This is a genomic window from Sphingomonas bacterium (assembly GCF_903644055.1).
Classification (GTDB): domain Bacteria; phylum Pseudomonadota; class Alphaproteobacteria; order Sphingomonadales; family Sphingomonadaceae; genus Sphingomonas_I.
Genome location: NZ_CAHJXD010000029.1, coordinates 1 through 15301 on the forward strand (window position 1 = coordinate 1; position 15301 = coordinate 15301).

At 69.2% G+C, this 15301-nt stretch carries 13 protein-coding genes; 12 read left to right on the top strand and 1 reads right to left on the bottom strand.

Annotated elements, in window-relative coordinates:
* Positions 1 to 88: 88 nt before the first annotated feature.
* Entirely contained in the window at positions 89 to 2260 is a 2172-nt protein-coding gene (locus HUU94_RS01185) for a primosomal protein N' (protein WP_174273303.1), read from the bottom strand.
* 121 nt (positions 2261 to 2381) lie between these two features.
* Here HUU94_RS01185 and HUU94_RS01190 point away from each other — a divergent pair, with 121 nt between their 5' ends.
* The 12 genes from HUU94_RS01190 to HUU94_RS01245 all read left to right on the top strand — a co-directional run bounded on the left by HUU94_RS01190 (position 2382) and on the right by HUU94_RS01245 (position 15071).
* On the top strand, positions 2382 to 3749 hold the full coding sequence (locus HUU94_RS01190; protein WP_174273304.1) for an NCS2 family permease: 1368 nt from the start codon (positions 2382 to 2384) through the stop codon (positions 3747 to 3749).
* Positions 3749 to 5329 carry a gamma-glutamyltransferase family protein gene (locus tag HUU94_RS01195; RefSeq protein ID WP_174273305.1) on the top strand — a complete coding sequence of 527 codons (1581 nt, stop codon included), beginning with the start codon at positions 3749 to 3751 and terminating at the stop codon, positions 5327 to 5329. The genes HUU94_RS01190 and HUU94_RS01195 overlap by 1 nt, the downstream gene beginning before the upstream one ends.
* Positions 5323 to 6660 (top strand): Zn-dependent hydrolase, encoded by a 1338-nt coding sequence (locus HUU94_RS01200; RefSeq protein WP_174273314.1) that lies wholly within the window; start codon positions 5323 to 5325, stop codon positions 6658 to 6660. The genes HUU94_RS01195 and HUU94_RS01200 overlap by 7 nt, the downstream gene beginning before the upstream one ends.
* Before the next feature lie 49 nt (positions 6661 to 6709).
* Entirely contained in the window at positions 6710 to 7888 is a 1179-nt protein-coding gene (locus HUU94_RS01205; protein WP_217429537.1) for a pyridoxal-phosphate-dependent aminotransferase family protein, read from the top strand.
* Entirely contained in the window at positions 7885 to 8778 is an 894-nt protein-coding gene (gene puuE, locus HUU94_RS01210) for an allantoinase PuuE (RefSeq protein WP_217429536.1), read from the top strand. Before HUU94_RS01205 ends, puuE begins: the two co-directional genes overlap by 4 nt.
* The gene (gene hpxZ / locus HUU94_RS01215) at positions 8775 to 9155 is read left to right on the top strand and encodes an oxalurate catabolism protein HpxZ (protein WP_174273308.1); all 381 of its coding nucleotides are present in this window, start codon (positions 8775 to 8777) and stop codon (positions 9153 to 9155) included. Before puuE ends, hpxZ begins: the two co-directional genes overlap by 4 nt.
* Entirely contained in the window at positions 9152 to 9592 is a 441-nt protein-coding gene (uraD, locus tag HUU94_RS01220; RefSeq protein ID WP_174273309.1) for a 2-oxo-4-hydroxy-4-carboxy-5-ureidoimidazoline decarboxylase, read from the top strand. The genes hpxZ and uraD overlap by 4 nt, the downstream gene beginning before the upstream one ends.
* Positions 9589 to 11004 (top strand): FAD/NAD(P)-binding protein, encoded by a 1416-nt coding sequence (locus HUU94_RS01225; protein WP_174273310.1) that lies wholly within the window; start codon positions 9589 to 9591, stop codon positions 11002 to 11004. The genes uraD and HUU94_RS01225 overlap by 4 nt, the downstream gene beginning before the upstream one ends.
* Positions 11001 to 11333, top strand: a complete 333-nt coding sequence (gene uraH / locus HUU94_RS01230; protein ID WP_174273311.1) for a hydroxyisourate hydrolase — start codon at positions 11001 to 11003, stop codon at positions 11331 to 11333. Before HUU94_RS01225 ends, uraH begins: the two co-directional genes overlap by 4 nt.
* A 20-nt stretch (positions 11334 to 11353) precedes the next feature.
* Positions 11354 to 12415, top strand: coding sequence for an aromatic ring-hydroxylating oxygenase subunit alpha (locus tag HUU94_RS01235; protein WP_254601838.1), 1062 nt, complete (start codon positions 11354 to 11356; stop codon positions 12413 to 12415).
* Complete coding sequence (gene guaD, locus HUU94_RS01240; RefSeq protein ID WP_254601840.1) at positions 12412 to 13692, top strand: guanine deaminase; 1281 nt, start codon at positions 12412 to 12414, stop codon at positions 13690 to 13692. Before HUU94_RS01235 ends, guaD begins: the two co-directional genes overlap by 4 nt.
* A 308-nt stretch (positions 13693 to 14000) precedes the next feature.
* Positions 14001 to 15071: a FecR domain-containing protein gene (locus HUU94_RS01245; protein WP_174273313.1), complete on the top strand. Its 1071-nt coding sequence runs from the start codon at positions 14001 to 14003 to the stop codon at positions 15069 to 15071.
* Positions 15072 to 15301: the final 230 nt, after the last annotated feature.

The window sequence follows — 15301 nt, forward strand, 5'->3', positions numbered from 1 at the left end:
CGTACTTCGATACGAGCCCTCGATACGCTCCTGCGGAGCTACTCGGTCTCACCTCAGCAGGAGCGGGTAAGGCTGAAGTCATCCGACTCTAAAGAAAGCTGTACGGGTCGACGTCGACCGCGACGCGGACCCCGCGTGGCCATTCGATCGGCCCCAGCCAGTCGCGGATGACGTCCTGCACGTCGAGCGAGCGCCGCGCATGCACCAGCAGCCGCTGGCGATGCCGCCCGCGCAGCATCGAGAGCGGGGCGGGGGCGGGGCCGTAGACGTCCATGCCTTCCACCCTGGGCGCGGCACGCCCGATCGCTCTGGCGGTGGCGACCGCCTCTTCCAGCAGCTCCGAACTGACGATGATCCCGGCGAAGCGGCCGAACGGCGGCGCGTTCGCGGCGCGGCGCGTCTCGGTCTCGGCGGCGGCGAAGCTTTCGGCATCGCCCGATACCAATGCGCGGATCACCGGCGCGTCCGGCTCGTGCGTCTGGATCAGCACCCGGCCGGGTTTGGCGCCCCGCCCGGCGCGCCCCGCCACCTGCGCGATCTGCTGGAAGCTGCGCTCGGCGGCGCGCAGATCGCCCCCCGAAAGCCCGAGATCGGCATCGATCACGCCGACCAAGGTGAGGTTCGGGAAATGATAGCCCTTGGTCACGAGCTGCGTGCCGATCACGATGTCGATCGCCCCGCTTTCCATCCGCCCGACGAACTCGGCCGCCTTGGCGGGGGACCAGAGCGTGTCGGAGGTGACGATCGCGGTCTGCGCGTCGGGAAACAGCAGCGCCACCTCGTCGGCGATCCGCTCGACCCCGGGCCCGCAGGCGACCAGACTGTTCTCGTCCTTGCATTCGGGGCAGGCGGCGGGCGGCGGCATGACGTGGCCGCAATGGTGGCAGGCGAGCCGCGCGGTCAGCCGATGCTCGACCATCCACGCCGAGCAATTGGGGCATTTGAAGCGATGCCCGCAGGTGCGGCACAAGGTCAGCGGCGCATAGCCGCGCCGGTTGAGGAACAGCAGCGCCTGCTCCTTGCGCTCCAGCGTCTCGGTGAGCGCCGCGACGAGCGAGGGCGCGATCCAGCGCCCGCGATCGGGGCGGTCCCGCGTCAGGTCGACGGGCACGATTGCGGGCAAGGTCGCGCCGCCGAAGCGCGCGGGCAGCTTGAGCTCCGAATAATGGCCGAGCGCGACCTGCTGGCGCGTCTCGATCGCGGGCGTCGCCGAGGCGAGGATCACCGGCACCCGCTCGAACCGCGCGCGCATCACCGCGGTATCGCGGGCATGATAGAGCACGCCGTCCTCCTGCTTGAAGCTGGTCTCGTGCGCTTCGTCGACGACGATCAGCCCGAGGTTCCGGTACGGCAGGAACAAGGCCGATCGCGCGCCCACCGTCACCCGCGCCTCGCCGCAGGTGATCGCACGCCAGGCGCGGCGGCGCTGCGACTGGCGCAGGTCCGAATGCCAGGCGACCGGCGCGACGCCGAAGCGCTCGGCGAAGCGCTTGAGGAAGGGCTCGGTCAGTGCGATCTCGGGCAGCAGCACCAGCACCTGCCGGCCGCCACGGATCGCCGCCGCGATCGCCTCGAAATAGACCTCGGTCTTGCCCGATCCCGTCACGCCGTCGAGCAGCCATGGCGCGAAGGCCCTTGCCTCCACCGCCGCGGCCAGCGTCCCCGCCGCCGCCGCCTGCGCGGGGTTGAGCGCCGGCGGCATGTGATCGGGATCGGGCTCGGGAAAGGGATCGTCGATGCGCACCTCGATCGCCGCGATCGCGCCGGCCTTGACCAGCCCGCGGATCACCCCGTCCGAGACGTCGGCGATCGTCGCCAGCTCGCGCACCAGCCCTTGCCGATTGTCGATCCGCTCCAGCGCCTGCGCGCGCTGCGGCGTCAGCCGGGGCGGGATGTGGCCGGTCGCGCGATATTCGATGATCGTCCGCCCGCCATCCAGCGCGGACGCCGAGGCGAGCGCCATCCGCAGCACCGCCGCCGGTGGCGCGAGATAATAATCGGCGGTCCATTCGATCAGCCGCCGCAGCGGCGCCGCGATCGGCGGCAGATCGTAGACGCCGGCCAGCGGGCGCAGGCGATTGTCGCCCACCTCCGCATCGGACGGCATATGCTCCGGCTCCCACACCACGCCGGCGAGCTGGCGCGGCCCGAGCGGCGCGAGCACGATCGATCCGGGCGCGACCTGCTGATCGGGCTCGATGCGATAATCGAGCGGCCCAAGCGCGGCATTGAGCAGCAGGACGCGGGCACGCTTGTTCATCGCCAGGCTCGGTAGCGCGCGCGACGCCCAAAGAAAATCGGGAGGCGGCGATCGCTGCCGTGCGGCAGCGGGGTTGAAGGGGGTGGCGGGCTGACCTAGCCTCGCCGGGAAGGGAAAGCGCATGCCGGGGGAAACGAGCGCGTTTGGATCGGCTGGCGCATCGGCCGGCGGTTTGCTCGACCGCCGTTTCGCACTCGCCGCGCGGGGCAGCGACGTGCGGACCGAGGTGCTGGCGGGCGTCACCACCTTCCTGACGATGGCCTATATCATCCTCGTCAACCCGGCGATCCTGGGGCAGGCGGGGATGCCCATGGCGGCGGTCGCGGCGGCGACCTGCTTCGCGGCCGCCTTCGCCAGCATCCTGATGGGGTTCGTCGCCAATGTCCCGCTGGCGCTGGCGCCCGGCATGGGGCTCAACGCCTATTTCAGCTTCACCGTCGTCCAGCAGATGCATGTGCCATGGCCGGTCGCGCTCGGCTGCGTGTTCCTGTCGGGGCTGGCCTTTCTCGCGCTGACCTTGCTCGGTATCCGCCAGATGATCGTAGCCGCCATCCCGCCGCACCTGTTCGCGGCGGTGGCGGGGGGCATCGGCCTGTTCATCGGCTTCATCGGGCTCAAGGATGCCGGGCTGATCGTCGCCAACCCCGCCACCTTCGTGGCGCTCGGCAATCTGCGCTCGGGCGATGCCGCGCTGGCGCTGTTCGGGCTGGCGCTGATCGCTGGCCTGAGCGTGTGGCGCGTGCGCGGCGCGATGCTGATCGGGATCGTCGCGACGACGATCCTGGCGGCACTCCTCGGCAGGCTCGGCGCGCCGACCCAGCCCTATCATCCGGCCGAGCTTGCGCAGACCGCCTTCCGTCTCGATCTTCCCGCCGTGTTCGGCTGGGGCGGCGGCGCGGGGCTCGGCCTGTTCGAGATATTGTTCGTCTTCCTGTTCGTCGATCTGTTCGACAATCTCGGCACGCTCGTCGCGGTCACCAGACGCGCCGGCCTGGTCGATGCCGAGGGCCGCGTGCCCAACCTCAAGCGGATGCTGCTGGTCGATTCGATCGCGACGATGGTCGGCGCCTGCGCGGGGACCAGCACGGTCACATCCTATGTCGAAAGTGCTGCGGGCGTGCAGGCGGGCGGACGCACCGGGCTCACCGCGATCGTGACCGGGCTGCTGTTCCTCGCCGCGATCTTCGTCGCGCCTTATGCGCGGCTCGTGCCGCTGGCGGCGACCGCGCCCGCGCTGATCCTCGTCGGCGCGCTGATGATGGCGCCCCTCGCCGAGATCGGCTGGAGCGATCCCTTCGATGCGATCCCCGCCTTTCTCACGGTCGCGCTGATCCCGCTGACCTTCTCGATCGCCAACGGGCTGGCGTTCGGGATCACCGCGCATGCCGCGCTCAAGGTCGTGCGTCGCGACGTGCGGCGGGGAGATTGGCTGCTGCTTCTGCTGGCGGCGCTGTTCGTCGCGCGCTTTCTGTGGTTATCGGCGGGTTGATGCTGCAAACGCCGAAGGCCCGGCGCGGGATGGTCACCGCGCCCCACCATCTCGCCGCGCAGACCGGACGCGATATCCTCCGGGAAGGCGGCACCGCGGTCGAGGCGTGCGTCGCGGTCGCGGCGATGCTGGCGGTGGTCTATCCGCACATGACCGGCATCGGCGGCGACGGTTTCTGGCTGATCGCCGAGCCCGACGGGCGGACGCATGCGATCGACGCCTGCGGCGCGGCGGCGGCGCGCGCGACCCTCGCTCTCTATGCCGGGATGGCGGCGATCCCGACGCGTGGGCCGCTTGCCGCGAACACCGTCGCGGGCACCGTCTCGGGATGGGAAGCGGCGCTGGCCGGCGACGGCGGCACGATGCGCCTCGATCGCCTGCTCGGCGATGCGATCCACCATGCCGAAGCGGGAGTTCCGGTGACCGCCGGCGGCGCCGAAATCGCCGCCGCCAGGAGCGGCGAACTTCGGTCCCAACCCGGTGCTTATGCGTCGGTGTTCGAGGCGGAAGGCAAGCCACTGGCCGAAGGCGATATCCTGCGCCAGCCCGCGCTGGCGGCGACGCTCGGCAGGCTTGCGCGGGAGGGGCTGGAGAGCTTCTATCGAGGCTCCCTCGCCCAGGAGATCGCCGCCGATCTGGAGGCGCTGGGAAGCCCGGTCTCGCGCGACGATCTCGCGCGGCACGGCGCCTGCCGCCCGGCGCCGCTGTCCGCCACGATCCGCGACGCCAAACTCTTCAACACCGCGCCGCCGACGCAGGGCATGGCGTCCCTGCTGATCCTCGCGTTGTTCGATCGGCTGGAGCCTCAGGACGTGGAGAGCTTCGCGCACGTCCATGGCCTCGTCGAAGTGACCAAGCAGGCGTTCACGATCCGCGATCGGCACTGCGGCGATCCCGCCTATATGACGATCGATCCGCAGGCCTTGCTCGATGATCCCACGGCGCTCGATGCGCTCGCTGCCCAAGTCGATCTCGCGCGCGCGCTGCCGTGGCCGCAGCCGGCGGCGGCGGGGGATACGGTGTGGTTCGGCGCTGCCGATGCGCGCGGCCAGGTCGTGAGCTGCATCCAGTCGACCTATTTCGAGTTCGGATCGGGCATCGTCCTGCCGCGCACCGGCATCACCTGGCAGAATCGCGGATCCAGCTTCCGCCTCGTCGCCGATGGCTGGAACGCGCTCCGTCCCGGACGCAAGCCATTCCACACGCTCAATCCGGCGCTGGCGCGCTTCGATGACGGTCGCGTGATGGCCTATGGCACGATGGGCGGTGAGGGACAGCCGCAGACGCAGGCGGCGCTCTTCTCGCGCTATGCCCGCTTCGGAGTCGGCTTGGCGGAGGCGGTGAGCCGCCCGCGCTGGCTGCTCGGGCGGACGTGGGGCGAGCAGAGCGCCAGCCTCAAGCTGGAAAGCCGCTTCCCCACGGAGCTTGGCGATGCGTTGCGCGCGGCGGGGCACGAGGTCGAATGGCTGCCCGACTATAGCGATGTGATGGGCCATGCCGGCGCGATCGTCCGTCACGCTTCCGGGCTGCTCGAGGGCGCGACCGATCCGCGCAGCGACGGCATGGTAGCCTGCTGGTGAGCGCCGGCGTCGCCGGAGGCGCGCGGGCGGTGGCGCGCTGCGATGCGCTGGGCGCGCCGCCCTACAGCGACACGCGCGAAGGCCTGTTCCGCGCCTATCTCACCCCCGCTCATGTCGAAACCGTCAAGGCGATCGGCGCGTGGATGGTCGAAGCGGGAATGACGGTGCGGCTCGATCCCGCCGCCAATCTGATCGGCCGCTACGAAGGCGCCGAGCCGGGCGCCAGGGCACTGATGTTCGGCAGCCATATCGACAGCGTCCGCGATGCCGGGCGCTATGATGGTCCGCTGGGCGTGATGCTGGGGATTGAGGTGGCGGCGGCGTTGCACGCGCAGGAGCGGCGGCTGTCCTTCGCAATCGAGGTGATCGCGTTCGGCGATGAGGAGGGCTCGCGTTTTCCCGCCTCGATGCTGTGCTCGCGCGCGGTGGCGGGAACGCTGCCAGCGGATGCGCTCGGTGCGACGGATCGCGAGGGTATCGAGGTGGCGGACGCATTGCCGCTCTTCCTCCGTCATGCCGGACCTGTTCTGGCATCCACTCCGCAACCGGCGGCGGCAGACGCGATGGCGGGGTGGACCCCGGAACAGGTCTGGGGTGACGGCGGCTTTCTATCGGCCCGCCGCGACCCCTCCGAAATCCTCGCCTTCATCGAGCCGCATATCGAGCAGGGCCCCGTCCTCGAAGCCGAGGGGCTTGCGGTCGGCACCGTCACCGGCATCGCCGCGCAGCTTCGCTTCCAGGCGGTGATCGAGGGCGTCGCCGGGCATGCCGGCACCAATGCGATGAACCTGCGCCGCGACGCGCTGACGGCTTCGGCCGAAATGATCCTCGCGATCGAGCACGAGGCGCGCTCGGCCGGCGGCGATATCGTCGCGACGGTCGGGCGGATGACCGTACTTCCCGGCGCGGTCAACGTCGTGCCCGGCCGGGTCGAATTTTCGATCGACATACGCGCGGGCGATCCGGCGCGGCGCGATTGCGTCGCGCGGGACATCCTCGATACGATCGCCGAGATCGCCGATCGCCGTGAGGTCGTCTATGCGATCGAGCGCGTGCAGGATTTGCCCGCGTCGCCCTGCGATCCCCGGCTGATGGCGCTGATGGACCAAGCGATCGCCGCGTACGGGCAGCCCCCCAGGCGGCTGGTATCGGGCGCGGGGCATGATACGATGGTAATGGCGACGCTCTGCCCGACCGCGATGCTTTTCATCCGGTGCGCGGGCGGGATAAGCCACAATCCGGCGGAGAGCGTGACGGAGGGCGATGCGGAGACCGCGCTCGCCGTGCTGCGCGCCTTCGTCGATCGTTTCGAGGAAGACTTTCTTGGCTGATTTGCCCGTCAATCTGTTCGGCGAGATCGATCCGCCCCAGCGGCTGCTGATGGGGCCGGGCCCGATCAACGCGCATCCGCGCGTGCTGCGCGCGATGTCGGCGGACCTGCTCGGCCAGTTCGATCCCGAGATGACGGGCACGATGAACGAGGTGATGGCGCTCTATCGCCCGATCTTCGGCACGGCGAACCGCTGGACCTTCCTGATCGACGGCACCGCGCGCGCGGGGATCGAGGCGGCGCTGGTCAGCCTCGTCGCGCCCGGGCATCGCGTGCTGGTCGTCAACTTCGGGCGGTTCGGGCTGCTGCTCACCGAGATCCTCGATCGCATCGGCGCGATCGTCGAAACCGTCGATGCGCCGTGGGGCGAGGTCGTGCCGATCGCGGCCATCCGCGCCGCCGCCGAACGTTTCTGCCCGCGCGTCATCGCGACGGTGCACGGCGATACCTCGACGACGATGGCGCAGCCGCTCGAAGGCCTCGGCGCGCTCTGCCAGGAGATCGGCGCCTTCTCCTACGTCGATGCTACCGCGACGATCGGCGGCATGCCGATCGAGGCCGATGCCTGGGGCGTGGACGTCATCACCGCCGGGCTCCAGAAATGCCTCGGTGGACCCTCCGGCTCGGCGCCGATCACATTGTCCGACCGCGCCGCTGATCGCATCTTCGCGCGCCGCCATACCGAACGCGGGATCAGCCGCGACGATCTGGTGCAGGGGCGCGAGCGGCGGATCGGCTCCAACTATTTCGATCTCGCGATGATCATGGATTATTGGTCGGAAAAGCGGCTCAACCACCATACCGAGGCGACGACGATGCTGTACGGCGCGCGCGAATGCGCGCGTGTCGTGCTGGGCGAGGGGCTGGACGCGCGTTTCGCCCGGCATGCCGCCGCGGGCCGCGCCGTCACCGCCGGGCTGCGCGCGATGGGGCTTACGCTGTTCGGCGATGACGCGCATCGCATGGCCAACATCACCGCCGTCCTGATCCCCGAGGGCGTCGATGGCGAGGCGGTGCGCCGCCGCATGCGCGAGGGTTTCGAAATCGAGATCGGCACCGCCTTCGGCCCGCTCCAGGGCAAGCTCTGGCGGATCGGCGCGATGGGCTACAATGCGATGAAGCATAAGGTGCTGCTGACGCTGGCGGCCTTGGAAGCGGCGTTGCGCGCGGAGGGCCACGCCTGTCCGCCGGGGGCGGGCGTCGATGCGGCGCTTGAGGCATGGGGATGAGCCGCGACCTCGTCGGTTACGGCGCGGCGCCGCCGGAGGCGCACTGGCCGGGCGGCGCGCGCGTCGCGGTGCAGTTCGTGCTCAATTATGAGGAGGGCGCGGAGAACAGCCTCCTCAACGGCGACGAGGGCTCCGAAGCCTTCCTGTCCGAGATGGTCGGCGCGGCGAGCCATCCGGCGCGCGCGATGGCGATGGAGAGCCTCTACGAATATGGCAGCCGCGCGGGCTTCTGGCGGCTGCATCGGCTGTTCACCGAGCGCGGCGCGCCGGTCACCGTGTTCGGCGTCGCCAAGGCGATGGAGATGAACCCGGCGGCGGTCGACGCGATGCGCTCCGCCGATTGGGAGATCGCCAGCCACGGCCTGCGCTGGATCGACTATCAAAATGTCCCCGAAGACGTCGAACGCGCGCATATCGCCGAAGCGGTCGCGCTCCACACGCGGCTGACCGGATCGCGCCCGCTCGGCTGGTATCAGGGCCGCACCTCGCCCAACACCGCGCGGCTCGTCGCCGAAGAGGGCGGCTTCGTCTATGACGCCGACAGCTATGCCGACGATCTGCCTTATTACGATCGCCGCCATCAGGCCCCCGGGGGCCGCGCGCAACTGATCGTCCCCTACACGCTCGATGCCAACGACATGAAGATGGTCGCGCTCAACGGCTTTACCGAGGGCGAGCAATTCTTCCGCTATCTTCGCGACACGTTCGATCAGTTGCGCCGCGAAGGCGGGCGGATGATGTCGATCGGCCTCCATGCGCGGATCGCCGGCAGGCCCGCGCGTGCCGCGGCGGTGGCGCGCTTCCTCGATCATGTCATCGCCAGCCATGACGCCTGGATCGCGCGGCGGATCGATATCGCGCGCCACTGGCTGGAGCGGCACCCGGCATGACGATCGACGATCCCGCCGTCGTCGCCGAGGTAACCGCCGCGTTCCACGCTTATGAGCGCGCGCTGATGGCCGACGATGTGGCCGTGATGGACGCGCTGTTCCACGATGCCCCTTCGACGGTGCGCTACGGCGTCGGCGAAGTCCTCTACGGCGCCGACGAAATCCGCGCGTTCCGCAAGGGCCGGGGCGGCTCGCCGCAGCGCAGGCTCGGCCGCGTCGCGATCCATGCCTATGGGCGCGACTTCGCCACCGCCGACGCCGAATTCTTCCGCGAAGGCGGCGATCGGCGCGGGCGGCAGAGCCAGAGCTGGGTGCGGTTCGCGGACGGCTGGAAGATCGTCTCCGCGCACGTCAGCCTCGAGGGCGACACCGCGTGACCGCCTTGTTCGAACACAGCCCCTGGGTCGAGGCGCGCGCCGATGCGCGGCCTTCGTCGGGCGATCGCCATGCGGACCTGATGGCGGTCCTGTACGCAGCCGCGCCCGCCGAGCAGCTCGCGCTGATCCGCGCGCATCCCGAGCTTGCCGGGAAGGCGGCCGTCGATCGCACGCTGACCCAGGCCTCGGCGGCGGAGCAGGCCTCGGCCGGGCTCGATCGCCTTTCGCCCGAAGACTATGCCCACTTCCACGCGCTCAACGCCGCCTATCGCGAACGCTTCGATTTTCCCTTCATCATCTGCGTGCGCCTGACCGACAAGGCAGGCATATTGCGCGCGATGGAAAGCCGCCTTGCCAACGATCGCGATACCGAGATCGCCGCCGCGCTCGCCGAGATTGGCAGGATCGTGCGGCTGCGGCTGGAGGACATGGCATGAGCCTCGCCGCGCACGAAGCCCGCGTTGCGCACGATCTCGCCTGCCTCAACCTGCCGGGCGGCGATTGGACGCGGCCGCGCGGCCATGCCGAGGGCCATGTCTACGATGCCGTGATCGTCGGCGGCGGGCAGAGCGGGCTCGGCGCCGCCTTCGCGCTGCTGCGTGAGCGCGTGTCGAACATCCTCGTCATCGATGAAAATCCGCCGGGCTGCGAAGGCCCGTGGGACACCTATGCGCGGATGATCACGCTGCGCACGCCCAAGGCGATCACCTCGATCGACATGGGCGTCCCCTCGCTAACCTTCCGCGCTTATTGGGAGGCGCTGCATGGGCCGGAGGGCTGGGCGGCGCTCGACAAGATCCCGCGCGGCGATTGGATGGCCTATCTGCGCTGGTATCGCCGCGTGCTCGATCTGCCGGTGCGCAACGATACGCGGCTGGCGCTGATCGAACCGCTGACGCCTGGGCTGTTCCGGTTGGCGCTCGCGGACGGTGGATCGCTGATCGCCCGCAAGCTGATATTGGCGACGGGCATCCAGGGCGGCGGCGGCTGGCACACGCCGCCGATGATTGCCGATGCCCTGCCGCGCGAACATTATGCCCATACTTCCGAAACGATCGACTTCGATGCGTTGCGCGGCAGGCGGATCGCGATTCTCGGCGCGGGCGCGTCGGCGTTCGACAATGCCCAGCACGCGCTCGCCGCCGGGGTCGCGGCGGCGCACGTCTTCGTCCGCCGCGAGGCGCTGCCCACGGTCAATCCGATCCGCTTCATGGAAGGCGCCGGACTGATCCCGCGCTTCGCGGCGCTCGGCGACGCGGAGAAATACGCCTTCATGGCGAGCTTCTTCGATCGCAACCAGCCGCCGACCAACGATACCTTCCAGCGCGCCGCCGCCTATCCGGGCTTCGAACTGCACCTGGGTTCGCCGTGGCTGGACGTGGCCGAACGCGACGGCGCGATCGCGGTGAAGACCCCGCACGGCACGTTCGACTATGATTTCCTGATCCTCTCGACCGGCCTCGTCACCGATCCCGCGCTCCGGCCCGAGCTGGCGCGGGTGGCGGACCGGATCGCGCGGTGGCGCGATCGTTACGCGCCACCCTCCGGCGCCAACCCGCTGATCGACGCGCATCCCTATCTGGGGCAGGGCTTTCAGCTCCAGCCGCGCGATCCCGCCGATGCGCCGCTGCTCCACGGGCTCTTCTCGTTCAACTATTCGGCGCTGATTAGCCTCGGTCTCTCGGCCGCCGCGCTCTCAGGGCTCAAATATGCCTTGCCCCGGCTCGGCACCGCCGTCGCCGACCAGCTCTTCCTCGACGATCGCGATGGCTTCATCGCCGATTATCTCCGCTACGACGAACCCGAATTCGTCGGCCGCTGGGAGCGGCAGGCGGAGGCGGCGGAATGACGACGCTCTCCACCCATGTCCTCGATACCACCCACGGCCGCCCGGCCGCCGGTGTGGCGGTGATCCTCGAAGGTCCGGACGGCGTTGTGTTGAGCGGCGAGACCGACGCCGACGGCCGTTGCCCCGCGCTCAAGAGCCTGGCGATCGCGAAAGGCCGCTACCGGCTCAGCTTCGATGTCGCGGCCTACTTCCGCGTGCAGGGCGTCGCTTTGCCGGACCCGCCCTTCCTCGATCGCGTGACGATCGACTTCGGCATCGCCGATGAAGGCCATTATCACGTCCCCCTGCTCGTCTCGCCGTTCGGCTATTCGACCTATCGGGGGAGCTGAGCGATGAAAGGCACGCGTCCATGACCGATACGATGCGACGGGCGGTAAGCGAGATCGCCGCGCCCGTCCTGCCGCGCAATTGCACCTTCGAGGCGCCGGACTGGGCGATCCTCGCGCGGCATTGGTATCCGATCGCGCTGGTCCGCGATCTCGGCGCCAGGCCGCTGTCGGCGAAGCTGCTGGACGAGCCGCTGGCCCTCTATCGCGCCGGGGACGAGATCGTCGTCGCGACGGACATCTGCCCGCATCGCGGCGTGCCGCTCAGCATGGGATCGCAGGTGCCCGAAGGCGTGGTCTGCGCCTATCACGGCCTGCGCTTTGGGAGCGAGGGACGCTGCGTGCATGTTCCGGCGCACCCTGATCGCGGCATCCCCGCGCGGCTCCAGCTCAAGACCTATCCGGCGGTCGAGCGCTACGGCCTGATCTGGACCTGCCTGCTGCCGTCGGAAGAGGCGCCGGCGATCTGCCCGATGCCGCATTGGGACGAGCCGGAGTTCCAGCAGATCGTCTGCCCGACGATCGACATCTTCGGCTTCGCGGGCCGCCAGATGGAAGGCTTCCTCGATGTCGCGCACTTCGCCTTCGTCCATACCGATACGTTCGGCGACGCGAACAATGCGGTGGTCCCAGCTTATCTCCCCAAAGAACATAACCACGGCTTCGACGTCGAATATTGGAGCAGCGTCGGCAATTATCCGATCGGCGTCACCGATCGCGGCCGGCCGGGCTTCGAATGGCTGCGGCACTTCAACTGCCATCTGCCGTTCACCGCGACGCTCGAGATCCATTTCCCGGATGCGGCGCGCCTCGTCATCATGAACGCCGCCTCGCCGGTATCGGCACGCGTGACGCGGCTGTTCGCGCCGATCGCGCGCAACTTCGATACCGATCTGCCGGTGCAGGACGTCTATGATTTCAACCTGCGCGTCTTCGAGGAGGACAAGGCGATCGTCGAAGCGCAGATGCCCGAATGCCTGCCGCTCGATCCGGCGATGGAGGCGCATATCCCCGCCGACCGCAGCTCGATGGCCTATCGCAAGGGGCTGCGCGCGATGGGGCTGAGCCGCTTCTTCATTTCGTGAGGGGGTTCCGCGCCGAAATCCTGTCGGTTCCCCACGATCCCGCGGCGGCGGGGCGGGACGCGATCGTCCATCATGGCGATGGCCTGCTGGTGGAAGAGGATGGGCTGGTCGTCGCGCGCGGCGATTTCGCCGATCTGGCGCCGCGCTTTCCCGGCCTGCCGATCGCGCATTTTCCGGGCCGGCTGATCGTCCCCGGCTTCATCGACGCGCATGTCCATTATCCGCAGATCGATCGCATCGCCGCGCACGGCGAGCAGCTCCTGCAATGGCTGGAGCGGCACATCTTTCCCGCCGAAATGGCCTTCGCCGATCGCGCGCATGCCGATCGCGTCGCCGCCTTCTTCCTCGACGAACTGCTCAGGAACGGCACGACCAGCGCGTTGGTCTTCGCCACCGTCCACGAAGGCTCGGTCGATGCCCTGTTCGAGGCGGCGTGCCAACGGCGGATGCGGATCATCTCGGGCAAGGTGCTGATGGACCTCGGCCCCGAAGGGCTGCGCGACACGCCCGCCACCGGCCGCGCCGAAAGCGAGGCGCTGATCGCGCGCTGGCGGGGGCGCGGGCGGCTCGGCTATGCGGTGACGCCGCGCTTCGCGCTCACCTCGTCCGATGCGCAGCTCGAAATGGCGGGCGCCTTGCTCGAAGCGCATCCCGATGCGCTGCTCCACACTCATCTATCGGAAAACCGGGCCGAGATCGAAGCGGTCGCCGCGCGCTTCACCGCCGCCGCCGATTATCTCGACGTCTACGATCGCTTCGGCCTCGTCGGCGCGCGATCGGTATTCGCGCATGGCGTCCATCTCTGCGCGCGCGAGCGCGATCGGCTGCGGGCGAGCGGGGCGGGGATCGCACATTGCCCGACCAGCAACCTGTTCCTCGGCTCGGGCCTCTGCGATCTCGCCGGCCTCGCCGATATCAAGCTCGGCCTCGGCAGCGATATCGGCGCGGGCACGACGCTGTCGCTGCTCGCCACGATGGGGGAGGCGTATCGCGTCGCGCAATTGCGCGGGCAGTCGCTCGATCCGTTCCGCGCGCTCCACCTCGCCACCGCCGGGGGCGCGCGCCTGCTCGGCATCGCCGATCGCGTCGGCGCGCTGGAGCCGGGGCAGGAGGCCGATTTCGTCGTGCTCGATCCGCGCGCGACACCTTTGCTCGCGCGGCGGTCGCAGGGTGCATCGCTCGCCGATCTGCTCTTCCTGCTCCAGATCCTCGGCGACGATCGCGCCATCGCCGCGACCTATGTGATGGGCGCCTGCGCGTGGGTGCGCGGGGGCTGAAGCCGCTGCCGTAACACTTGTTGACTTCGGGATCGCCGCCTGGGGGGCTAGAGGCGGCCCAACGAATTCACAAGGTCACCGTCATGGAACAGTTTCACACCACCCACAATTCGGGTTCCTCCTCTAGTATGTTGCTCGGCGTGCTTGTCAGCGTCGCGATGTGGCTGATGCTTGCCACGGCGCGCGCCTATTTCTGAGTTCGGTCGCCGCGCCGATCGAGAAGGGCGTCGGAACCACCCCTCCGGCCGCCCTTCTCACCCATTTCCAACGGAATTGTACCGATGGCGATCCTGGTCCATTAGCGGCTGATGCCGAAGCTCCCGCCTCTGCTTGCAAGTTGCGCGGGCGTGCTTTGCGCGCTGGCCGGGCTCGCGCCCGCCGACGTTGCCGGCGCCGCGCCGGTCGCGCGCATCCCGTTCGAGGCGGCGCCCGATCAGGGCAACTTCCTCTACAAGGTCCAGCGCGGCGATACGATGAAGTCGATCGCCGGCCGTTATCTGTTGCGCGCGGGCGATGTCGGCGCGCTGCTCCAGCTCAACCGAGGTGCCGATGCGAACCGGCTGACCCCCGGCGGCACGATCGTCATTCCGCGCAAGCTGCTGATGGTCGTGCCCGCGCGCGCGGTGCTCGCCGCCTATCGCGGCACCGTCACGCTGGGGCCCAACCGTCCCGCCAAGGTCGGCGCGGTGGTGGTCGAGGGCGCGCGGATCGAAACCGGCGCCAACAGTTCGGCGAGCTTCTCGCTGGAGGATGGCTCGATCGTCACCCTGCCGTCGCAGAGCGTGATCCGCATCGATCGTCTCCGCCTCGTGCTCGCCTCGGGCGAGATGCAGCAGATCTTCCGTCTCGATGACGGGCGCAGCCAATATGCCGTCGCGCCCAATCGCGGCCCGGCCAGCAAGTTCGAGGTGCGCACGCCCGTCTCGGTGTCCGCCGTGCGCGGCACCGAATTCCGTATCGGCGTTGAGCAGAACGGCACGTCCGCGGTCGCCGAGGTGCTCAAGGACAGCGTCGCGGTCAGCGCCGCCGGTGCCGCGATCCTCGTGCCGCAAGGTTTCGGCGCGCGTTCCAGCGCGGAATCGGCGGGCAAGCCCGTCAAGCTGCTGTCGCCGCCGCAGGTGCTGCTGCCGATCTACCATCGGCCCGATGGCTCGCTGGTGTTCAACATCAAGCCGCTGGACAAGGCCGCGCGCTACCGCCTCGAAATCGCGTCCGATCAGGCGTTTCAGGATATCCGGAACGAAGGGCTCAACGAAAAGCCCTACATCATTTTCCCAAGCTCGCCGGTCGGCACCTTCTACGTGCGCGTGACGGCGATCGACGCGAGCGGGCTCGAGGGCCTGCCGCACATCTACCCCTTCGTCTACAACCCGCGCTGATCGTCAAGCGCGGGCGCCGCATGACGGCTCCCACCCACTTCGTCACCCCGGCCTTGGGCCGGGGTCCCGCTGCCTTCTTCGGTAGCCAAATAAGCGGGACCCCGGCTCAAAGGCCGGGGTGACGAACGGCTTTACGCGGCGATGGCGCTTTCCTTAGCGGCTCGGATGGCGGCGTGTGCGTCTTTGCGGATCTTTTGTTTGAGGGTTCGGATGTGTCGGTGCTGCCAGAG